The sequence below is a fragment of the Lactobacillus sp. PV034 genome, from assembly GCF_014522305.1.
GTDB lineage: Bacteria > Bacillota > Bacilli > Lactobacillales > Lactobacillaceae > Lactobacillus.
Genome location: NZ_CP041982.1, coordinates 22,880 through 46,628, shown reverse-complemented (window position 1 = coordinate 46,628; position 23,749 = coordinate 22,880). Strand labels below are relative to the sequence as shown.

Genomic DNA, 23,749 nt, shown 5'->3' with positions numbered 1-23,749 from the left:
ATCATAACATATATTGAGAAAAATTAATAATTTCTTTTTATTCTAATTTTTCAATACTTTCTAAGGCAGCGTCTTGTTTAGGTCGATAAAATCTGCGATTATCTTGCGACGCAATTACATCAGTAAAGTGCCCTGGTTTGGTATATTGTAGGGCTTTTGTAACTGCATATACTGTTGCATCCAAATCATCAATCATATGTAATAATTCAGCTTCAAGCAATGCTGGACGACGAGCTGCGCCATATTCAGGTAAGCCATGGTGAGAAAGTACCATATGTCTTAACAACACAATATCTTCATTTTTGGGATCAAGCTTTAATTCTTTTGCTGCAAGCATGATTTGTTCATCGATCAAAACCAAGTGACCAATTAAATTACCCTCAGTTGTATATTTAGTAGCAATTGGTCCAGATAATTCTAAAACCTTACCCATATCATGCAAAATACATCCCGCATATAAGAGTGAACGATCTACTTGAGGATAAGAATTTGCTATCCCTTCAGCATCTTTTAACATTGTAACCGTATGAAATGCTAAGCCACCTCGTACCGCATGATGATTAGATTTGCCAGCTGGGAAAGTAAAAAATTCTTTATTCCACTTTTTTAACAAGTAACGCACGATCCGATTCCAGGTCGGATTTAAGATCTCAAAAATGCGTTTATTAATCGTTTCTTCTAAACTTTCCCGTTTAACAGGGGCAGACTTAACGAATTGACTAAAATCATAATTTTCATTTTCACCAATCACCCTCATTGAAAATATTTTTATTTGAGGATGGTCTTGATATTCTTCTCGTTTACCATTCAATTCCACTAAACTACCAGAAGAATATAGTTCCGCATCTTCTTTAGTAGCATCCCAGTAGTTTCCTCTAATAGTCCCACTAGCATCACTAAAATATAGAATTAAATATGGTTTACCATTTTTACTTGTACGCATTTTTGCATCTTTAATCATGACAACGAGTTCCATCTCTTCGCCATCATTATATTCCATCAGATTTTTTCTCATCTAGTTCTCCTGGTTTAAATTTATCAATTTACCATTTAATTGTTTTGCTAAATCGCTGCGCTGAGTAAATATAATTACTTGTGTCTTCTTTACCAATAATTCTAAAAGCTTAATAATATTCTCAATTCTTTGTTGGTCAAAGTTTACAAAAGCATCATCAATTAAAACTGGTAGCGAAATTTCATCAGCTATCTGTTCAACAAATGCCAGCTTCAAAGCAAAATATAGCTGCTCACTGGTACCACGTGAAAGATACTGGACTTTTAATTTTTTATTATCTTTATTTGTTACGGACAAGCTCTTGTTAAAATTCAAATCAACATATCTGCCAGCTGTTAATAACTTAAAGTATGATTTGGCACTTTCTAGCATTTTTGGAAAACGTTCGTTAGAAGCTAAATCTAAACTACGATTTATCCAACTAGAAACCAATAAGTTTGATAAATAATCACTACTTTCTTCTCGTAAACGAGCTTTAAGATTAGCTAACTGCTGATTATTTTTAAAGACAGCATCAGAATCCGCTAAATTATTTTGTTTAGCTTTAATATTAGCAATTTCTTGCTGGAGCTCATTTACCTTGTCTGTTTGTTCAGATATTGCTTGCTTTAAACTAGTTAATTCTGTACCTAAATTATTATTTTGTCGATATTCCTGTAACTCTTTTAAATCTTGATCGAGATTATTTTTTAGCGTATCTAATTTTAGTTTGATTTTTTCTTGCTTTAAGTATTCATTACGACTTTCTTGGAATTCAGATAATGATTCTACTTTATTTGCCAATAATAATTTGTTCAACTGGCCTTCATCTTCTTTGAGGGCTAGTTTTGTTGCTTGAATTTGATTCTCAAGATTTTTTTGAGTAAATTCACTGTCCTTTTTCTTTTCGAGCAATTTTTGTAAAGAACTAAGAGCATTTTTAACTTGGTCTTCGCCGCTAACCTCATGGTTAAGACACAAACTGACTTGTCCCACAAAAGTCTGAATTTTTTGCTTTAACTCCTTAATTAGAGTTTGCTCATGTGTTAATTCTTCTTCCTTTGATAATAAATTAATTAATTGATTTAAATTACTATCAAGATCAAAATTATTGAGGTTAAATGGATATTTAGATTGAAAAGTACTTTGAGCAGCTGTCTGTACTGCCGGTCTTTTTAAGAAATAAATCCCTGCTCCAAGACCTCCCACTATTAACAAAAGGCTAATCAAAAGATTTTGCTGACTAAATAATAAAATCAAACCTACTAAAAACACTAAACCACTAATGGCAGCTGAAACAATACTTGATTGTTTCTTTGGGGCTTGTAGTTCCTGTTTTGCACGATAATAATCTGCCTTTAACTCAGCTAAATTTTGCTCATCATATTGTTTAAGTTGGACCAAATCAGGTTGAAAACGTTCCAGCCGCTTAATTTCATCCTCAATACGCCTTGTTTGTTGGACTAAATTATCTAACTGACTTTGCCATTGTAAAAACTCAGCCTTTTGATCAAGGATATTTTGAACTTGTTCTAAATTTATTTGTGGCGAGTCTAATTTGATTTTTTGAACCTGACTGTCTAACTTAGCCAATTTTTCTTGGTTTGCCTTAATTTCTCGTTCTAAATTATTTGCCTTATCAAATGACTCCTGTGAAAAATTAATAGGATGAAATTGCCCTTGCAAGTTTTGGTATTCAGTAAAATTCTTTTCTTTTGTTTGTAAAATTTGAAGTTGCTGCTGTTTTTTCTTCAAACTACTTAATTGTTCTTGCAATTGCTTAAGACGATCTAAGAGTAAGTGCTGTTCTTGATCTAATTGATGGTAGACCTCATATTCTTTACTAGTTTGAGCTACCTGTTCTTTTTGACTTTTTAGGTCTGTTAACAAATGATTAATTACAGGCTTTTTACCAGTAGGTTTAAAAGCTTCACTAGCCGCATCTGCATATTTATCACGCAAGTCTAATAATTGATTACTTTGAGAAGCACCTAAAAAATAAATTCTTTCAATTAATTCTTTCTCATTTAGACCAGTAACTTCAGCTAACAGATCTTGATTGAAAATATATGAATCAGTATAAAAATCAGCAGAAATATTTTTGATCAAATCAAAAAAAGTAGCTTCTGGAACTTCTTGTCCATTTAACGTAACCGTGAGCACACCCTTTTTAGAGTCACCTTTAGCGTATAATCGCTTTAAAACATAATTATCGCTACCATTTTGAAAATATAACTTTCCGCCCATTGGACTTACATGATCTAAAGGAAAATAGTCTTCAAAGAATTTTGTTTTTTTAGATTTTAAGTGGAAGCCAAACAGAATTTGCTTAATAAAAGCAACAATAGTACTTTTACCAGCTTCATTACTTCCGAGAAAGATACTTAGATTCTTATCTAGTTCAAACTGAACGTTACTTAATTTTCCAAAATGAATTATTTCGATTTTATTTAATCTCATTATCAAATCCCTTTAGTTCTCGTCCTAATTTAACTTTAGCAAGCTCTTGAGTTTCCTTGATAAAATCTTCATTATCAAAAAGTTCCTGTAAAGCGATATCTTTCTTAGCTAGCGTCTTACCTAACTTTTTAATCGATGCTTGCGATAAAATCTCCTCTTTTGCTTGTTCAAAAGCCTGCTTATCACTTTCATTGAGTTTTAGGATTTCAGTATCTTTAAGGTAAACTTTGACTAATCTGGAAGAATAAGGTAACTGAGCAGATATCTGTTCCCAGCTATCTGCATCTCTAATAAATTCAATTTCTTCCGCGCTTAAAAACTGTGCTCCTAAAATTTCTACAGCAAAAAGCGTATCTTGTTTTGCCTGTAAAGCTAATTGTAACTGAATTAAACTCAAGAGCTCACTTTGGCCTATTTTTTGATCCAATGTAATCTTTACTTTACTCCAAACAATAGGCGCTGTAGGAATAAATTCTAACTCAATTGCTCGTGTTTCTTCATCAATCACACCATAATAACAACCCTTTGCTCCACTTTCATTTATATGGCGTCCTTGAATATTACCGCTATACACAACCAAAGGTGATTGACTAAGCGTCTGGCGCAAATGGATATGGCCTAAAGCAAAATAATCATAATTTAAAGACTTAATTTCATTTGTCATAAAAGGAGCATAATTATCATTTTCTTTACTATTTGTTTTTTCACCAGCATGCATTAGCCCAAAAGTAAAAGTTTGGTCTGTTTTTTCTGGAAATTCCGGAATTTTATCATTTTCAATATGATTTTCCTGGTAAGAAAAGCCTACTACCCGATAAGGAAAACCACTCTTTGTTACGAAATCTACAGACTCAACTTCTTGCTTGGGTCCCAAAAGAGTGAAATAAGGTGATTGCGGTAATAATAATTCGCGTGGATTTAAATAATCATGATTACCTAAAATCATAACTACTTGAATTTTTTGATCTACTAATCTTTGTAATTGGGCATTTAGAAAAATTTGACTCTGAGGACTAGGATGAATCGAGTCAAAAGTATCTCCCGCGATTAGAACCAGATCTACTTGCTTGTCAATTGCTTGATCAACAATCTTTTTAAAAGATATTTGAGTAGAGTTCTTAATTTTTTCAAATTGATTAGATGGCAAAAAAGATAGTCCCAAAAAAGGACTATCTAAATGCGCATCAGCTAAATGAATAAATTTCATGATTATTTCTTATTTTCTGATAATTCCTCATATAATTCACCAACTGATTTGGTTACAGCTTGTTGAATATCGCCAATAATTTTATATAACTTTTGTTCTTCATTGATCATTTTCTTTAAAAGATCGCTATCAGAAACTGCTTTATTGACTTCTTCGTATTCTTTTTTCATTTCATCTGTCATTGGTTGTCCAGCTTGTCGAGCAGCCATGATTTTACGTTGAAGTGCGTCCATTCTTTGGTAAAGCTTCAAGTTCTCTGGACTATTTTTCACTTCATCAATTGCCTTCTCTAATGCTTGATATTCAGGAGTCTGCTTTAAGTCTTCTGCAAGCTTATTTACATCATCATAAAAATTTGCCATAGTAAAATCTCCTCATTAAAAATCATCGATTTCCAAAAAATCCTTTGACATTATTATACCATTCATTTACTTTTGACCCAGCATCATCGACTCCCTTTTTAATCTGATCATTAAATTGCGCGAACCAATTCTTCTTACTATCAGTAGTTTTCAAAATTTGACTAGGACTCTTTTCAGTAAATTGTGTCTGCGGTGTATATGGTAAAATATTTTCCATTTCAGAGCGATAAAGTCGTGTGACCCCAGTTTCAGAGACACCATGCATAAAATGACTTTCATCAGTCTTATCAAAACCAACCCAAGTTGAAACAACAACATCGGGTGTATATCCTACAAGCCATTGATCCTTAGTGCCAAAACCATAGGAGTCGGGAACTTCAGTTGAGCCAGTTTTACCTGCAACTTTAAAGCTAGTTGGCTGTGCAGATTGCGCTGTCCCATTTTCAAACACACCTAGTAACATTGATGTCATTTCTTTGGCTGTATTATCAGATATAATGCGGTGAGAGCCAGTATCCTTATCTTGCGCAATCACTTTTCCACTTGCGTCTGTAATTTTGGTAATAAAATGTGTTTGATTTGGTAAATTCCCTTTATTCGCAAACGCACTATATGCTTGGGCCATTTGTAAAGGGGAAACACCTGTTGATAATCCACCCAAAGCTAATGCTAAGTTCTGATCTTGTTTACTTACATGAATACCAAAGTTTTCAACCGATTGAACTCCTTTAGCCACTCCAATTTTATCTAATAACCAAACTGCTGGAACATTTTTACTTTCTGCGACCGCCTCATACATCGGAATTGTATTCGAATATTCATTATCGACGTTGTGAGGTTCGTAATCATTCTTACCAAACTTTTGTAATTTGTTGGACAATTTAGAATCATAGTTATAACCGTTTTGCAAAGCTGGAGCATAAACCGCCAGTGGCTTAATACTTGATCCAGGCTGACGTTTCATCTGCGTAGCACGATTATAACCTCTGAAGACATGAGAACCACGGCCACCTACTATTGCACGTACTGCTCCGGTTTTTGGATCTACAGCAACACTTGCAGCTTGAACCTGGGTTCCATCAGCAGCATTTGGTGGAAAATTACTGTCATTTTCAAAACTGTTTTGCATTGCCGTTTGATAACTAGGATCTAGGGTTGTATAAATTTTCAGCCCCTTATTCATTACATCTTCTTCTTTAAGACCATAGCGATTAATTGCTTCATCTACCACCGCATCAAAGAAATAAGGATAACGATAACCATCTTTTTGCGTAAACGTATTATGCAAACTTAATCCAGTTGCTGCCGCTTCTTTTTCCTGGCTGGCAGAAATTTTATTATTTTCTTTCATTAAATCCAAGACAACATTGCGACGTGCAATTGCATTATCCATATGATCAATAGGATTGTATCCACTCGGATTTTTTAGCATTCCGGCTAAAGTTGCCGCTTCACCTAGAGTAACATCAGAAGCATCCTTACCAAAATACCTACGTGACGCATCCTGAACGCCCCATACCCCGTTACCAAAATATGCATTATTTAAATACATTGTTAAAATATCTTTTTTAGAATAAGTATGATTTATTTCAATTGCAAAAAATAATTCTTCAAATTTTCTTGAGAAAGTCTGTTGCTGCGTTAGTAAAGCATTCTTGGCTAGCTGTTGCGTCAGAGTGGAGCCACCTCCAACAATTCCATGATGGATTAAACCACCAATTGCTGCTCTTGCCATCCCTTTAATACTAAACCCATGATTTTTGTAAAAAGTACGATCTTCAGTTGAAATCACCGCATTTTGAATATCTGGTGATATTTGATCAAGTTCGACGAAAGATCCTTTTTGTGAATACAATTCACCAGCTTTTTGCCCCTTATCATCATAAATTGTAGTTGTTGTCGCTAATGAGGCCTTTAAATTAGGAATATTTGAAGTTTTAACTTTAACGGTATAATAAGTACATACTATTAAAAATAAAGTCAGAATAATAAAAATTAACCAACGAATGATTTGAAATCGATGATTAAATTCTTTAAGATGCACCCAGAGACTGTGTGCAAAACCTTGTTTTTCTGAATGCATTAAATGCTCTCCTTAATTAAATCAATATTTTGATTTTAGCATATTAAAGTAACTCTATACCTCAATAATTTAAGTTTAATAAAAAATCAAGATGAAAAATTATAATTTTACTTTACAATATCCACAAAATTATCCACCAATTACAGTTGATCAACTAATGCGCCGGCTTTTAATTCCACGTAAATGGCGGCACTTTTTGCGAACAGAGAAAAAAATACAAATAAATGATAACTATCTTCCATTAAATTTCACAGTTAAACCAGGAGATAAAGTTAATATTATTTTAGATCATGTAGAAACTTTTCAACATATTTATCCACCTAGCGGAAAAATACCTAATATTATTTATGAAGATGAGAACATTCTAGTTATCAATAAACCTGGCGGGCAAAAAACTCACCCTAACCTTGATGAAACTAATACCGCATTAAATGATTGTGCTACTTATTTAAAAAATACCCCTTATATTGTCCACCGGCTAGACATGCTGACCCATGGACTGTTATTAGTAGCCAAAAATCCAGCTGTAGTTCCTATTTTAAATCGTCAACTTACTAATAAAACTTTAAATAGAGAATATTTAGCTTGGGTAGAAACAGATAATTTAGCCAAGGACAAAGGAACCATTAATTTACCAATTGGCCAAGATCCACACGACCAACGAAAAAGAATAGTCAGAAGAGATGGTCTAAAGGCTATTACACATTATCAAGTACTGCAACGAAAAGATAATAAAGCTCAGTTAGCAATTCAATTAGAAACAGGTCGCACCCACCAAATTAGAGTGCATTTAGCTAGTATCGGCTGTCCTCTTATTGGCGATCCACTTTATAATAAAAATTATCAAGAGGGAGAAGGCCTTGAACTTGAAGCCTACCGGCTTACTTTTCAGAAGCCTTTTTCCTTTGAGCAAATAACTGTAAATTTATAAAATAAAAAAACCTCAGGATTTCCTGAGGTTTTTTATTTTATAAAAGATGAATTATTCTTCGTTTAATGAAGCTTCATCAAAGTGAACTGATGATTCTTTTGAATCAATTGGAGCAGTACCCATCCATGAAATCATTTCCTTCATAGAATCAGTAATTGCATCAGTACCAGCTCTCAAAAGCTTACGTGGGTCATAACCCTTGTTGCCCTTGTCTAAGTCCATCTTTTCTTCGATGTACTTACGAGTAGCAGCTTGGAATGCTAATTGGAATTCAGTGTTAATGTTGATCTTAGCAATACCTAAAGAAATTGCCTTTTCAATTTGATCTTGAGGAATACCTGAACCACCGTGTAAAACAAGTGGAGTGTTAGGAACAGCTTCAGCAATTTCCTTCAAACGGTCAAAGTTTAAGCCTTTCCAGCCTTCTGGGTAAACACCGTGGATGTTACCAATACCACAAGCAAGCTTATCAACACCAGCTTCAACGAACTTCTTAGCATCTTCAACTGATGCTAATTCACCACCATCAGCACCTTGGTTTTCACCAATCTTACCGATTTCAGCTTCAACAGAAATACCACGTTCGTGAGCTAATCTTACGATTTCCTTAGTCTTTTCTAAGTTTTCTTCAGTTGGAAGGTTGTGACCATCAAACATAACTGATGAGTAACCAAGAGCGATACATTCCTTAGCTGATTCATAGTCACCGTGGTCTAAGTTCAAAATAACTGGTACATCAATGTCCATGTTATCCATTTCATTTTCAACAAGATTCTTAACAGTCTTGTAACCACCCATGTACTTAGCAGCACCAGTAGAAACTTGAATCAATAATGGAGTTCTAGTTTCCTTAGCACCCTTTAATAATGCACGAGTCCATTCAAGGTTGTTAGTGTTGTAAGCACCAACAGCGTAGTGGTTTTTACGAGCAGCTTTAAAAATTTCGTTACCGTTTACAAAATAAGCCATTAAAAAATACCTCCTAAATTCTTGTACAACTTTAGTTTAACCCAATAGTGCAAAAATTAACATACTTTATCCTTAATTTTTATGGATAAATTTACATTTCTTTTGGAGCGTTTACACCCAAAAGTCGTAATGCTTCAGTTAAAACAATCGAAGTAGCTTGTACAAGAGCTAAACGCGCATTTAATTGTTCATTATCATCTAAAATACGAACATTTGCATAGTATTTGTTAAATTTCTTACTTAAGCTAAGGGCGTATTTAGCAATAATTGAAGGTTCAAATTTTTCCGCTGCTTTAGCGACTACATTTGGAAAATCAGCTAATTGTTTTGCAACTGCCCAGTTATCATCTAAGCTTAAATTATCCATTGAAACTTCTTTGTTTGCCTTACGCAAGATACTTTGCGCACGTGCATTAGTATATTGAACGTATGGACCAGTATCTCCTTCAAAACGCACAACTTCTTGTAAATCAAAGTCGAAGTTATCTAAACGATCATTCTTAAGATCATGGAAAACAACTGCTCCGACACCAACATCATGTGCGACCCTTTCTTTATTATTTAAATCTGGGTTCTTTTCTTCAATTTGCTTTTGAGCTAAAGCCACTGCATCCTTTAAAACTTGATCTAAGAACACAACGTTCCCTTTACGAGTAGATAACTTTTTACCACCTTGAGTAATTAAACCAAATGGAATATGGTAAATATCATCAGACCAATCGTAGCCCATCTTCTTTAAAACTTGTTTTAATTGTTTAAAGTGGCCACTTTGTTCATTACCTGCAACATAAAGTGACATTACAAAATCATATTCATTTTTGCGGTAAAGGGCAGCAGCTAAGTCACGTGTCATGTAAAGACTTGAACCATCAGATTTTAAAATTAAAGCTGGGTTTTCATCTTCACCCAAATCAACAACTTGAGCACCTTGTGATTCATGAAGTAAGTTCTTTTGTCTCAATTCATCAACTACTGGTGTCATTTTATCGTTAAAGAAAGCTTCACCATTATAAGAATCAAAATCAACGTCTAATTCTTTATAAATACGGTTAAACTCTTGCAATGAAACTTCTCTGAACCATTTCCAAAGCTTAACTGCTTCGGGATCTCCTTCTTCAAGTTTTTTGAACCAAGCACGTCCTTCATCTTCTAATTCTGGATTCTTTTCGGCTTCTTCATGGAATTTAACATAGTAATGGAAAAGATTAGTAATTGGATCCTTTTTTACATCTTCTTCATTACCCCATAACTTGTAAGCAGTAATTAACTTACCAAATTGGGTACCGTAGTCACCTAGGTAATTAATTTTAATTGGAGTGTAACCAACTTTTTCCATAATCTTTGAAATAGAATTACCAATTACAGTTGAACGCAAGTGACCCATTGACATTGGTTTAGCAATATTGGGTGAAGACATATCAATAGCGACATTTCCTGTACCTAACTTTTGATCGGCAAAATTATTTTTTTCAGTCAAGACATCTGTCAAAGTGGAATTAACTAATTTTGCATGGTCAATCGCAAAGTTAACGTAAGGACCTACTGCTTGAATGCTAGTAAAGTTTTCATCATTAATCTGCTCTGCAATATTCTTAGCAATTTCAGCTGGATTTTTATGTTCAATTTTTGCTAATGCAAAAGCTGGAAATGCATAATCACCCATTTTTTCATTCTTTGGACGTTCAATTAAAAGATTGATTTTTTCTTTAGGTAAATCAACTTGCTCATCAATTAAATCAACAACTTTTTGTTTAAAATCCATCTATTTCAACCTTTCTTGCAATAAAAAAGTCCCTTTCTAAATTACTTAGAAAGAGACGAGAATTTTCCCGCGGTACCACTCTATTTGATACAAAGATCCGCTTTAATTAATCAAAATGTAAAAATCAAACACGCCTTCATTTTAACTTGCTACTTATCTCCCATCACCATAAGCTCGCTGAAAACAAATTAAAATTACTACTTTTGATCTTATTCAAATAACGATTATAGCAGGTATTATTAAAATATCCAACTAACATTTTTAAAAGTTAAATTTAAACACTCTAACCAAAAATCTTACGCCATACTCTAACAAAGATATTTGCTTTTTCAATATTTTGAGTTACAGTAGCTGGTAATTGTACACCATCTTTATCTTTAATTGATGGAATAGCCGCCACATCAAAATATCCCACCTTTTGTCCGGCTTTTATAGGTGCAGCGATATTATCTTGAGAAAATTTAGCGGTAATATGTTTTCCATTTGCAATCCAAATTCCAGTATCTTTTTGCATCACTAATGAGGCAGTCTTTTGTTTTCCATTTGGAACAGCAACTTCATTTACGCCATCAATTTTTTGCCCTTTTTTCATAATGTAAAGTTGATAATTTGAAAAAACATAATTTAATAATTTTTTGGTTTGAACAAAACGAGATGGGTCACTTCCGTCTTGATGACGTGCCCCCATCACCACGGTAATAATTCGACGCCCATTCTTTATCATTGTTCCAGCAAAACAAGCTCCTGCCGCGTCAGTTGTACCTGTCTTTAATCCATCCAATGGGTAAGCTGCATCATATTGGGATAAACCTTTGAGCATCCAATTCCAATTTTCCATTGAAGTTATTTTCCCTTGGTCATTAAAATCTTTATGGGCAATCTTTGTGGTTTTAATTACCTCAGGAAATTCACTTACTAGCTTATCTACTACAATTGCCATATCAGCAGCAGATAACTCATTTTCTGCATTCTTGCCTACACCTGGATATGCATCTTTTCCTTGAGTGTAATTTGGTAAGCCATCAGGAGTATAAATTTTGGCATTCTTTATTCCCCATTTTTTAACTTGATTTTGCATCTGCTTAACAAAACCAACTTGGCTACCGCCAACTGTTTGAGCAAGCAACATTGCTGGAGCATTGGCGGAAGCAATTAGAGTTGCCTCATATAATTGGCGAACTGTATATTTATGCCTAAGTTCTAGCGGAACACCAGAATAATCAGGATTTTTACTTACTTTAACCATCTGCTTAGTTGGAGTTACTTCTTGCTCCCAACTAATTTTTTTATCTTTAATTGCTTGAAGGGTTAAATAAATAGTTATTAATTTTGACATTGATGCAATTGGCATTTTTTTATCTGCATTTTTGGCATAAAAAACTTGACCATTTTTTGCATCCACAGCGATAGCACTCTTTACGTTTAAATTAACTCTATCATCTTGATAATTGTTGATTGCTGCACTAACAGTATGTGTTTGGCAATCACCAATGCCCAACAATCCTATAAATAAAACAAGTCCAAGTAAGGTCAGACAAATATTCTTTTTAATCATTTTCATCGTTATTCTCACCATATTTCTTCATTAATTCTGGTAAACTAGCACTTAATTTTGTAGGCCGAACAATATAATTTTCCTGAAAAATTTTATCTCCTGCAAGTGAATGAAGATAAACTGCTGCTGCAATGGTATCTAGCTTAGTTGTAAATTGACCGCAAAAACTTCCAATAATTCCAGCCAATGTATCACCCATCCCACCAGTTGCCATCCCTGGATTTCCTAGAGGATTTTCTAACACTTGATGATTTTTTTGCTCATATATTTTAGTATGATTAGATTTTAATACCAAGTAGGCATTTTTTTGAGGAAATAAAGTATCTAAAGCTTCAAAATTAGCTGCATCATTTTGATAATTAATTCGTATTTCACTTAATCGTTGCCACTCCATTTGATGTGGCGTTAAAATGATCGCTTTAGCGTTATAGGGAAGTAAATGTTTATTTTTAGAAATTAAAGTCAAGGCACTAGCATCCAATACAAGCGTTTGCTCATTATTAATGTTATCACGTAATAATTCCATACACTTTATACTGCGTGTTTCAGTACCTAAGCCCATTCCACAAACAACTATATCCATTTGGGGTAGTAATTGTTTTAATCCTGCTTCATCACGCCAATCAATAAACATTACTTCAGGATCACGGCTATGTAACGCCGTTACGTTTAGATTATGAGTCGCTACACACAAGAGTCCCGCTCCACTGTTCAGCGCACCTTCTGCGGCCATGATAATTGCGCCACCATAATGGCTGCTACCACCAATTAATAAAATTTTACCGTAATTACCTTTATGACTAGCACTCTTTCGTGGCTTAATCACTTGTTCTAAGATATCAGCTTTGATCTTCATTTCTTCTCCTCAATTAGTAGACAATAAATACTAATAATCTTCTACATTCCCATTTTATCAATTTTTTGGTATGATGTTCTATATATTCAAGAATTACTTTGCCCTGGTGGCGGAATTGGCAGACGCGCAGCGTTCAGGTCGCTGTTTTCTTACGAGAGTGCAGGTTCGAATCCTGTCCAGGGCATTCGTTTAGCACCCTCAAGTACTGATATATCAATAATGCTATTCACAAGTGCGCACTAAATGCGCACCAACTTTTAAAAAATAAAAAAGAGATAATGATTAAATTTCATTATCTCTTTTTAATTTAATTATTTGCAATTACAACCTTTGTACCAACAGGTAATTCTTGGTAGAACCATTTTGCATCAGGCACAGTTAGTCGTACACAGCCGTGAGAAAGTGGTTGTGTACCTAATAATTTAGCTGCATGCATATCATAAGGACCGTTATAACCATTGGTAATAGTTGAGTGGAATAAATATACACCATGGTCTTTCCAACTTACATAGTAGTGAGCTCCAACGAATGTAGTTCCACGTTCTGGTTGTACATAGTAAGTACCAGTAGGTGTTAGACTTTTACCGTTCACAATTCGACCAGCTGAAGAATATAAAGTATATACTGGAGTATTGCCAGACATTACATAGGTTCTATTACCCAAAATTGATACTCTAATCCAAAGATTCTTAACATTTCTTAAATTTGGATGAGCTTTAGTCTCACTTGTTTTATTCCAGTAATTACTCTTACGCATATCAGCCGGATCTGCGTATGGTTGATGAGGATTTCTTGATGGGACAGCTACTATTTTGGTAGATACTGTGCTATTAGTTGCAGTTTTTTGAATATTTGCATATTCAGAAGTAATCCATTGATTACCGCCTAAGTTATACCATACGTATCCATTCTTAGGAATTGCTTCTTTAAATACCTTCCATGATGAAGCATTTGGCACATATTTTACAATCTTCTTGCCATTAGCATAAGTAGTCCAAACAGCTACTTGACCTTTTCCTGAATAAGCAATCGAAATCTTTTCATTAACACTATTTACTGTCCAATCACCTGCTGTCTTTTCAACTTTTACAGGTGTCTTTTCACTAACTTTGCCATTATTCAAATTAGCACTAGCATATTGACCATCAATCCATTGGTCTCCACCTAAGTTATACCATTGGTGGTTATCAGCAAGAGTAGCTACTTTAAATGTTTTCCAACTAGTATTTTTTGGAACAAATTTTGTAATCTTACGAGGAGTTTCATAATTATTCCAGATAGCTACTTGGCCTTTTCCTGAATATTGGACTCTAATTATTCCACTAACATTTTGTACTTTAGTTGAATTAGTCGAACTATTGATAGCAATATTCTTTTCACTGCTATTATTTGTAGTTTGTGTAGTAGTTGCAGCTGTTATTTCTTTATTACTTTGTTGGCTTTGACTACTTGCTTGTGTCTCACCTAAATCAGGAGTTTGTGACTTTGAAACCACATTATTTTCACTAGTAGTATTTTCTTGATTTGCTTGAGTAGTTGTATCGGCAGCATGAACTTTACCACTACTTAAAAGGGCAACTCCAATTAATGTCATCCCGCATAACCAGTTAATCTTTTTCATTTTTCTTTCCTCTCTAACTAATAACTTAAGGCTCGTCTCTTATCATTATTCCAGTGCCTCAAAAAGTTACTTTCGCTCATTGACTCTCTTTTTCCAGTCCACGGATTATTATAATAGATTATTCCGTTAGTTGAAAAACCAGTTAAAGTCAAAGCATGATTAACAAAACCATTCATATTTGCTACCCATGTAACTACTGGATGCCCCTGCAGGAGCTTATTTTTAATTGTATTAATACTTGCACCAGTTAAATTACTACTATGTCCTAAATGTCTATTTACAACCGCAGCAATCCCACTTGGGAAAACCCACCATCCACTAGGACTATAGGGATTACCAACAAAACCATGATTTCCATCATTAGCTCTTGGAGTTTCAGCTGCTACTTGAAGCTTATTAATATTAACTCCAGCATATTGCAACATCATTGTTACAGCTGTCATCTCACATCCTGTTGGTAATTGTGGCAATTGACTAATAACAGGCACATCCATTTGGACACGGTAAATTGCACCATTAGGATGAGTATAAATAGTTTGCTTACCATTTAGAATTTTACCAGATTGTATCTTGCCTGCTCGACAAAATACATTGGCTTTAAGGGGACTATAGTAAATAATCCCATTAGTATCTCTGGCATATTGACTGTCTAACCATTGGTTCGCACCAAGATCATACCAAATTTTTCCGTTTATATCTGTTGCTTTTTTATTAATTACCCAATTTGTATTTGGCGCCACGTATTGTTTTATCTTTTTGTTTTGATCAAAATTCGACCAAATTGCCACTTTTCCTTTTCCCGAATAGTTGATTGTGATTACTTTATTCTCAGGAGTAGCATTTTGTATTTTTTCAGTAGAATTAGGAGCGTCTTGATTTTTAGTAACTTTCATAGCAGATGATCTAGTTTGAACAACGGCATAATTGCTGTCTACCCACTGATTCCCGCCTAAGTTATACCATTGATGCTTATCATCCAAAGTGGCAACTTTAAACGACTTCCAAGAAGTATTTTTAGGTAAATATTTAGTAATGCTATGAGGTGCCTGATAATTATCCCAAACAGCAACCTGACCCTTACCACTATATTGAATTCTAACTACTTGATTCTGATTAATTACTTGAGCGCTTGAATTAGTAGATTTTTCAGTTGTTGCATTAGTTATAGAATCCCTTGTATTAAAATCCGAGCTGGAAGTAGCACTTTGCTGCTTATTACCAGCTTCAGATGATATTGCAATTTTAGTATCAGTATTTTGCGAATTATTTTCAGCAGCGTGTACTTTGCCACTGCCTAAAATAGTTATTCCTAAAAGAGTAACCCCGCAGATCCAATTAATTTTCTTCATCAAATATGCCTCGTTAAAAAATAAAATCAGTCTTAATTATAAGTTGGTGCCCAAGTTTTTTCAATAAAAATAGCATCTACTTTTGTAGATGCTATTCTGCTTACTTTTTAATAAAATAAGTTCCGTCAATCCATTGGTTTCCACCTAAATTGTACCAAAGGTGACCGTTAATTTTGGCAACTTTGAAAAACTTCCACTTCGTATTGCGGGAAACATATTTAACGATCTTGTGACCACTATTAGGTGTATACCATATCGCCACTTTACCTTTACCGTTATAACGAACTTGACCAACACCTTTTTCATCAATTACGTTGTTCTGGCTATATAACGGTGCAAGTTCATCGTAACGCTGCTTAATTAAATTGAAGAATTGTTGCATTGAGTAGTTATGCCATGCAAAATAACCATCTGGGTCAGTATGATCAGTATCACCTAAATACTTAGAAACATCATGGTGAGACCAAATCGTTCCATTACCTTTTCCATCTGCTAAACTAGGCTTCAAATTATATTGGTGAAGTAATTTTGCAATATAGGTAGCATCATTTTGAATACTTTGAGCAAAATCTTGTTCTGTATTTTCTTCACATAGTTCTACTTGAATAAACCGTTGATTACCATAATAACCTGAACCCCATACTGTTTTATTAGTTGGAGCAATTTGAACAACTTGAGATTTATCTACAAAAGCATGTACATAAGTTTGATTTGATTTCCAATTTTCATTAAACTTATCAGCCCATTCTTGTGCTGAGATATTAGGCTTATTGGTTTCGTGAACTACAATACCCTCAGGTGCCCCATGACGATAATTCTTCCCTGCAGTAAAGGTACTTTGTGCACTTTCATCCTTGATACCTGAAAACTGCAAATGATTTTGATTAATATAGCCATTAACGTTTTTCAAACGAGGATGTTCAACAGTATCATCCACATAAATAGATGAATTATTATTTTGAGGAGTTGCTACAGCTTGATTACTTTGAGTATCAGTAATTGTATCAGCCTTTGCATTTGTTGTACTGATTCCTAATAAAACTAATCCTGCGATAAAAGTTGTGGTTAAAATACTTTTCTTCATCTTTTCCTCCTTACAACTTATATTAGTATAAAGCATTCAAAACATAATTCCTATACTAATTTTCAAATTATAAAAAAGGTACTTACACTCTGTAAGTACCTTTTCTACTCAAAATCATCATTTGCTTTTCGTGCGATCTCTTCTGCTGTCTTAGCTAATTTTTCTGCACCAACTTCACGAGCATCATTTTGTAAAAGTAAAGCTTCATGTTCAAGCTTCACCTTTAAATCTTCAGGCAAATCTTTTTCATATTTACCATATTGGCTTTTACTGAAAGGTTTTAAAAAGTCATTAATATTATTAAATAGCTTTTCCATTGCTAATCTAATAGCTTTATCGTTTTCGCGTTTCACAGAAGAAATCTTATTTTTAATTCTTTCTAGACTTTGGAAAGAGTGAGGTAAAAGAATATATTCATTTTTTCTTCTTTCCCACACAATAACATTTTCTGTATCAATATTATTTAAATCTTTCTGCACTTGATCTAAATTATCTTCTGCACCAAAAGAGTAGCTTAATGAATTATCATCTAGAAATGCTTGATAGTTTTTCTTAAGATCATCTTTATCACCGGAATAATTATCTAAGTATTCACGGGCTGCATTAATATCATGTTCAATTTCATGCTTTGTAGTTAAACTTAAATATTCTGGTGCGTAATCTTGATAAATATTTGAACCTACTTCAAATTCCTTAAGTAAATCTTCCGTTTGATTTTTCTTTAAAATTTCTTCAATTTTTTTATAAGTATCTGTTCCTAAAAAAGGATTTTTGTTATCGATATCAAAATTAAAATCATTATAACAAACGTCTCTCAAGCCTAATAAGGTCATGTAAGTATCTTTTTTCATTATCGTTCCCCTTTTCTATCAATCTTATTTTACACTCTTTAATTACATTTAAAAAAGATTTTACTCATTAAGGTGTATAATTTACTTACCTTGGCAGGGGCGTATTTTGATAGAAATCAAAATATTCAAAAAAAGAAGTCTATGAATTTTATCATAGACTTATTTTTTTATATTCTTATGTGCAATTTAGCTAATATGCTATCGACTTTATGGCCTAAGATTTTTTGAGCTAAACTTGTCTTTATTGCTAAATAACCATATATAGCGCCACCAATAGCTACCGCAATAATAACTAAGATCATTGCGCCCACACGTCCAGCCGGAGAAATAAATTTTCCAAATAAAAATATAGCTGCACTTACACAAATAAACATAATAATAGAAAATACCGTAATCCCGATAAATCTACGAGCAGTTCTATTAGAGTTGTATTTGTATCTAACCTTTAAATGCTGAATAGCTAACCATATAGTTACAATCATCCCTATGTTAGTAGCAATTAAAGGACCGTAAACCTTGAAAAATTTTATCATTGGTAATTGAACTGCCAACTTAATAATTAATCCCAAGATCAAATATTTAATTGCTAAGCCATTTTCAGATAACCCTTGAAGAATAGCCATTAAAACTGTAAAGGCCCCTAAACTTATGGCAGTAAAAGCTGATAAATATAGGACGTGAGATCCTAACGCATCATAGCCATAAAAGATAGTATAGATAGGTCCCGAAATGGCCGCCATCCCGAAAGCTGCAGGTAACATTACAAAAAGAAATAATTCTAAGATATTTTCAATTTGATTAGAAATACTTTGATAATTTTTTTGTGCATGTGCACCAGATAGTAAAGGAATTGCAGTCACAGCCATAGCAGTAGCTAAAGAAACAATAATCATAATTAGCTTGTTGGCATTAAGTCCAAATAATGCATACCAAGTATCGACTTGCACCTGACTTGCATGAACAAACATCCTAATCATAGAAGGAAAAGTATATTGATCAACTAACTGGAACAAAGTAATGCCGGAATCAATGATAATAAATGGAATCGATTGATTGATTATTTCTTTAAAAATTTCAATTGTTGAAATTTTTACTGCATTATTTGAATTAGCTATTAAATTATTAATTGTTTTACGTCTTCGATAAAGAAACCAGACCAAAAGTAAGATCCCAAAGACCGCCCCAATAGCAGCTGCCAAATTAGACTGAACAACTGCCTTCACATAGGATCCATGTTGAATTTGCATAATAAGATAAGCAGTAAACAACATCCACCCTACTCGCGCTAATTGCTCCACTAATTGTGACATAGCTGGTGGCATCATGTCGGCATAACCTTGGAAGTACCCACGCATAATACTTAAAATTGGGATTAATAATAAGGCATAAGATAAACTTCTCATTACCGCAACTTGTGCGGGGTCTGAATTTGCGCCATGGAAAATTGCACCCAAAATATCATCTGCTGCCAAAACTGGTGCTGCAAAATACATAAGAGCTGCACAAGCAATCCCAAAAGCCGTCATTAAAATCAAGCCTCTCCGATATAATTGCCTTCCAATTCCATATTCATTCAAGGCATTATATTTAGCCACTTGTTTGGCGATGGCACCTGGAATACCTGCTGTAGAAACAATAATAAACAAACTATAGACGTTATAACTTTTTGCAGTTAAAGCATTAGCAATATTTCCATGATTTCCCATCCAGGCATACCAAGGAATAATATAAATCGCCCCAAGAATTCTCGAAAAGATTGAGCCAAAGGTCATCCATGCGGAACCTTTAACCATCGTCTCCTGGGTATTAGAATTTTTTGTATTATTTTCCATAAATTTTTCCTACTTCAAAACGAGCCTGAAATTTATCATACTCAGATATTTTTACTTTGTTTAAATAAATTAATTATTTAGGAAAAACTTAAACTACTTAGCAACAATATTCACGATCTTATTAGGAATGACAATTACCTTCTTAATGTCTTTACCTTCCAAGAATTTTTTGACGTGTTCTAAGCTTAATGCTTCTTTTTCTAGTTCATCTTTTACTGTATCTTTAGGTGCCTTGAATTTACCACGTAATTTTCCATTAACTTGCACCATAATCTCAACAGTTGATTCAACTAATTTACTTTCATCATATTTTGGCCATTCAGCAAATGTAATTGATTCGTCATGACCAAAAATTGACCAGATTTCTTCCATCATGTGAGGAGCAACAGGAGCAACTAATTTAATGAAACCTTCGGCGTATTCACGAGGTATTTGCTTAGCTTTTTGTGCTGCATTCATAAAGACCATCATTTGAGAAATTGCAGTATTAAAGTGCAAGTTTTCAAAGTCTTCAGTTACTTTCTTAATAGTTTCGTTATAAACCTTATCAAGGGTGCCATCATTTTCATCAACAATTTTTTCACTAGGAATAGCTTGAAGATCTAAATCATTAACCATTGTTCTCCAAATACGATCTAAAAACTTCTTAGTTGAAGCTGGACCATTATCATCCCAATCAATTGAAGCATCTAATGGTCCCATGAACATTTCATACATTCTTATGCTATCGGCACCATATTCATCAATAACTTCATCTGGGTTAACAACATTGCCCTTAGATTTTGACATTTTTTCATGATCTTTAAGAATTAAACCTTGATTATAAAGTCTTTGGAATGGTTCTTTAGTTGGTACAACACCAAGATCATAAAGAACCTTATGCCAAAATCTAGCATAAAGTAAGTGACGCACTGCATGCTCTGCCCCACCAATGTAAAGATCTACTGGTAACCAAGCCTTAAGTAAATCATAATCACCTAATTCTTTATCATTATGTGGATCAATATAACGTAAGTAATACCATGAAGAACCTGCCCAGTTTGGCATAGTATTAGTTTCACGTTTACCCTTGCGGCCATTTTCATCTACTACATTTACCCAATCAGTTAAGTTGGCCAATGGACTTTCAGGAGTACCAGATGGCTTAATATCAGTAGCATGTGGTAAAACTAATGGCAATTGATCTTCAGGTACTAACGTGGTCTCTCCATCTTCCCAGTGAATAACAGGGATTGGTTCACCCCAGTAACGTTGACGACTAAAGTCCCAATCACGTAACTTGTAGTTCACCTTCTTTTGACCTACATTATGATCTTCAAGCCAAGCAATCATTTGCTTTTTAGCTTCTTCATTATTTAAACCATCTAAAAACTCAGAGTTAATATGCTTGCCATCACCAGTGAAGGCTCCTTTTTCTAAATCTCCGCTCTCAATAACACGGTTAATTGGCAACTTAAATTTAGAAGCAAAGGCATAATCACGATCATCATGAGCTGGTACTGCCATTACCGCACCTGTACCATAACTTGCCAAAACATAGTCAGAAATCCAAATTGGAACTTCTTTACCATTAACTGGATTAATAGCATAAGCACCTGTAAAGACACCTGTCTTATCTTTATTAAGATCAGTTCTTTCCAAATCTGACTTAGATTCAATTTTCTTAATGTAAGCATCAACAGCTGTTTTTTGTTCTGGAGTAGTAATCTCTTGCACTAACTTACTTTCAGGAGCCAAAACAGTATAACTTACACCAAACAAAGTATCTGGACGGGTAGTAAAGACATCAAAAGTCTTGTCACTGTCTTTTACCTTAAAAGTAACTTGGGCTCCTTCAGAACGACCAATCCAGTTACGTTGCATTTCTTTAACAGCTTCTGGCCAATCTAAGTCATCTAAATCTTCAAGTAAACGATCAGCATAAGCAGTCATCTTAAGCATCCATTGACGCATGTTACGGCGGTAAACTGGATAACCACCACGTTCAGTTTTGCCATCAATAACTTCTTCATTAGCCACAACAGTACCTAAATCCGGAGACCAGTTAACAGGAACTTCAGCTTCATAAGCTAAGCCCTTCTTGTACATTTGTTCAAATACCCATTGAGTCCACTTATAGTAATTAGGATCTGAAGTTTTAACTTCACGGTCCCAATCATAAGAAAATCCCAATTTGTTTAATTGCTTTTTAAAATTAGCAATATTTTCATCAGTAACCTTTGCTGGATCTTCACCAGTTTTCAAAGCATATTGTTCAGTTGGTAAACCAAATGCATCCCAGCCCATTGGGTGCAATACATTATATCCTTGAGCACGCTTCATACGTGAGAGAATATCAGTTGCTGTATATCCTTCTGGGTGACCCACATGAAGTCCCTTACCTGAAGGGAAAGGAAACATATCTAAAGCATAATAATTTTTCTTTTTAGGATCTGTTCCTGTTTTAAAAGTATTATGATCTGCCCAATATTTTTGCCATTTCTTTTCTACAGTCTTATGATTGTACATTAATTTCCTCCTAATAAAAAAATCCCATGATTATAAATAATCATAGGACGAATTATCGCGGTACCACCTAAGTTTCACATTTGTGACCCTTGAACTATTCCTTAACGCGGATAGTATGACGAAAGGCATTGCTTAGAACAAGTTCACACCTTCATCTAAGACTTCTCAGCACCAGTCTCTCTCTAAAAGAATCCAAATGTTACTACTTTCTAACCTTTATTGCTTCATTAAGATAATGATTATAATTTAACACATAAGTCATAGTAAAAACAAGAGCTGATTAATTAAGTTAGGTTATCTTAGCTAGCTTTTATTTCTAATTAATATCTAAAATAATCTTTCCTGCATTTCTCCCCTTAGCAACTTGGTCCATTGCAGCTTGAGTCTGTGCCAAGGTAAAATGTTTACCTAATGCTGGTCTAATCTCTTTTTGCGTTAAAATCTCACTAGCTTCTTTTAATTGCTTCCCATCTGCATGCACAAAAATAAAGTGATAAGTAACGCCATACTTTTTAGCTAACCGATCCATTTTTGCACTAGCCATACCAAACAACAGCTGCTTAGCTTTGCTCATTCCCATTGACTTAGCAAAAGCTTTATTTGGCATTCCTCTTAAAGTAACTAACACACCTCCAGGCTTCATAATACTCATTTCTTTTTCAATATTATCGCCACCCAAAGTATCAATTACAAAATCGATATTAGAAAGAACATCCCAGTAGTTTTCTTTACGATAGTCAATAAATTGACTAACACCTAATTTTTCTACTTCTTCCTTTTTAGCACTACTACCATTAGTAATAGCTTTTAATCCTTTAGCTACTGCAATTGGAATTGCCATTGCCCCAAAACTTCCAGTTCCACCAGAAATAAACAAGGTTTGTCCTGGTTTAAAGTCCATTAATTCTAACGCTTGCATCGCAGTGAGAGCTGTCAATGGTACAGCAGCTGCTTCTGGGTTAGTTAAATACTCTGGAACTTTAGCAACTGCAGCTTGTTTAAGCACCAATTCATCGGCAAATGCCCCAATATTATCAAGTGGATTTCTTGCAAAAACTCGATCACCCACTTTAAAGTCAGTTACATTAGCACCAACTTCTTTAACAATGCCAACAAACTCATTTCCCATTGTTTGCGGTAACTTAAATGGGAAAACCAATTTTAACTCTCCATGCGCAATTAAATTGTCTAGGGGATTTACACCAGCATTTAACACTTGCACTAACAAGTCATCTGCTTGTAGTTCTTCTACCTTAGTTTCTACTACTTTAATTTCAGGATTGGTTTTACTATATTTAAATAATCTAGCTGCTTGTATTTTCATG

17 protein-coding genes and 1 tRNA gene are annotated in these 23,749 nt (G+C 34.2%); 2 read left to right on the top strand and 16 right to left on the bottom strand.

All coding sequences use genetic code 11. From position 1 onward, the window contains the following. Window positions 1–37: 37 nt before the first annotated feature. Genes FP432_RS00325 through FP432_RS00305 form a run of 5 tightly spaced genes read right to left on the bottom strand, consistent with a single transcriptional unit; the run spans window position 38 to window position 7,106 of the window. A complete protein-coding gene (locus FP432_RS00325; protein WP_265488821.1) occupies window positions 38–1,015 on the bottom strand; it encodes a 3'-5' exoribonuclease YhaM family protein in 978 nt (325 codons plus the stop codon). After that, window positions 1,016–3,454: an ATP-binding protein gene (locus FP432_RS00320; protein ID WP_265488820.1), complete on the bottom strand. Its 2,439-nt coding sequence runs from the start codon at window positions 3,452–3,454 to the stop codon at window positions 1,016–1,018. Further along, the gene (locus FP432_RS00315; RefSeq protein WP_265488819.1) at window positions 3,441–4,661 is read right to left on the bottom strand and encodes a metallophosphoesterase family protein; all 1,221 of its coding nucleotides are present in this window, start codon (window positions 4,659–4,661) and stop codon (window positions 3,441–3,443) included. The genes FP432_RS00320 and FP432_RS00315 overlap by 14 nt, the downstream gene beginning before the upstream one ends. Window positions 4,662–4,663: 2 nt before the next feature. Next, on the bottom strand, window positions 4,664–5,023 hold the full coding sequence (locus FP432_RS00310; RefSeq protein ID WP_265488818.1) for a YlbF family regulator: 360 nt from the start codon (window positions 5,021–5,023) through the stop codon (window positions 4,664–4,666). Between the two features lie 22 nt (window positions 5,024–5,045). After that, on the bottom strand, window positions 5,046–7,106 hold the full coding sequence (locus FP432_RS00305) for a PBP1A family penicillin-binding protein (RefSeq protein ID WP_265488817.1): 2,061 nt from the start codon (window positions 7,104–7,106) through the stop codon (window positions 5,046–5,048). Window positions 7,107–7,197: 91 nt separating this feature from the next. On the opposite strand from FP432_RS00305, the gene FP432_RS00300 reads away from it, so the two are divergent. Next, window positions 7,198–8,037, top strand: a complete 840-nt coding sequence (locus tag FP432_RS00300; RefSeq protein ID WP_265488816.1) for an RluA family pseudouridine synthase — start codon at window positions 7,198–7,200, stop codon at window positions 8,035–8,037. Between the two features lie 51 nt (window positions 8,038–8,088). Here FP432_RS00300 and fba read toward each other — a convergent pair whose 3' ends face one another. The 4 genes from fba to FP432_RS00280 form a co-directional block, all read right to left on the bottom strand. Further along, window positions 8,089–9,006: a class II fructose-1,6-bisphosphate aldolase gene (gene fba, locus FP432_RS00295; RefSeq protein ID WP_265488814.1), complete on the bottom strand. Its 918-nt coding sequence runs from the start codon at window positions 9,004–9,006 to the stop codon at window positions 8,089–8,091. Between the two features lie 91 nt (window positions 9,007–9,097). Continuing rightward, the gene (argS, locus tag FP432_RS00290; protein WP_265488813.1) at window positions 9,098–10,768 is read right to left on the bottom strand and encodes an arginine--tRNA ligase; all 1,671 of its coding nucleotides are present in this window, start codon (window positions 10,766–10,768) and stop codon (window positions 9,098–9,100) included. A gap of 283 nt (window positions 10,769–11,051) precedes the next feature. Then, window positions 11,052–12,329 (bottom strand): serine hydrolase, encoded by a 1,278-nt coding sequence (locus FP432_RS00285; RefSeq protein WP_265488812.1) that lies wholly within the window; start codon window positions 12,327–12,329, stop codon window positions 11,052–11,054. After that, a complete protein-coding gene (locus FP432_RS00280; protein ID WP_265488811.1) occupies window positions 12,316–13,179 on the bottom strand; it encodes an NAD(P)H-hydrate dehydratase in 864 nt (287 codons plus the stop codon). Before FP432_RS00280 ends, FP432_RS00285 begins: the two co-directional genes overlap by 14 nt. 100 nt (window positions 13,180–13,279) lie before the next feature. Between FP432_RS00280 and FP432_RS00275 the strand changes: the two genes are divergently transcribed. Further along, a tRNA-Leu gene (locus FP432_RS00275) sits at window positions 13,280–13,363 on the top strand. 123 nt (window positions 13,364–13,486) lie between these two features. Here FP432_RS00275 and FP432_RS00270 read toward each other — a convergent pair. From FP432_RS00270 to FP432_RS00240, 7 genes are all read right to left on the bottom strand, one after another. Next, window positions 13,487–14,800 carry a L,D-transpeptidase gene (locus FP432_RS00270; RefSeq protein WP_265488810.1) on the bottom strand — a complete coding sequence of 438 codons (1,314 nt, stop codon included), beginning with the start codon at window positions 14,798–14,800 and terminating at the stop codon, window positions 13,487–13,489. Between the two features lie 17 nt (window positions 14,801–14,817). Continuing rightward, on the bottom strand, window positions 14,818–16,149 hold the full coding sequence (locus tag FP432_RS00265; RefSeq protein ID WP_265488809.1) for a C39 family peptidase: 1,332 nt from the start codon (window positions 16,147–16,149) through the stop codon (window positions 14,818–14,820). 100 nt (window positions 16,150–16,249) lie between these two features. Next, on the bottom strand, window positions 16,250–17,233 hold the full coding sequence (locus FP432_RS00260; RefSeq protein ID WP_265488808.1) for an N-acetylmuramoyl-L-alanine amidase family protein: 984 nt from the start codon (window positions 17,231–17,233) through the stop codon (window positions 16,250–16,252). A gap of 104 nt (window positions 17,234–17,337) precedes the next feature. Continuing rightward, complete coding sequence (locus FP432_RS00255) at window positions 17,338–18,084, bottom strand: hypothetical protein (RefSeq protein WP_265488807.1); 747 nt, start codon at window positions 18,082–18,084, stop codon at window positions 17,338–17,340. Between the two features lie 167 nt (window positions 18,085–18,251). Next, entirely contained in the window at window positions 18,252–19,916 is a 1,665-nt protein-coding gene (locus FP432_RS00250) for a putative polysaccharide biosynthesis protein (RefSeq protein WP_265488806.1), read from the bottom strand. Between the two features lie 93 nt (window positions 19,917–20,009). Then, a complete protein-coding gene (leuS, locus tag FP432_RS00245) occupies window positions 20,010–22,424 on the bottom strand; it encodes a leucine--tRNA ligase (protein ID WP_265488804.1) in 2,415 nt (804 codons plus the stop codon). 316 nt (window positions 22,425–22,740) lie between these two features. Next, window positions 22,741–23,742 carry an NADP-dependent oxidoreductase gene (locus FP432_RS00240; protein WP_265489569.1) on the bottom strand — a complete coding sequence of 334 codons (1,002 nt, stop codon included), beginning with the start codon at window positions 23,740–23,742 and terminating at the stop codon, window positions 22,741–22,743. Between the last annotated feature and the right edge of the window lie 7 nt (window positions 23,743–23,749).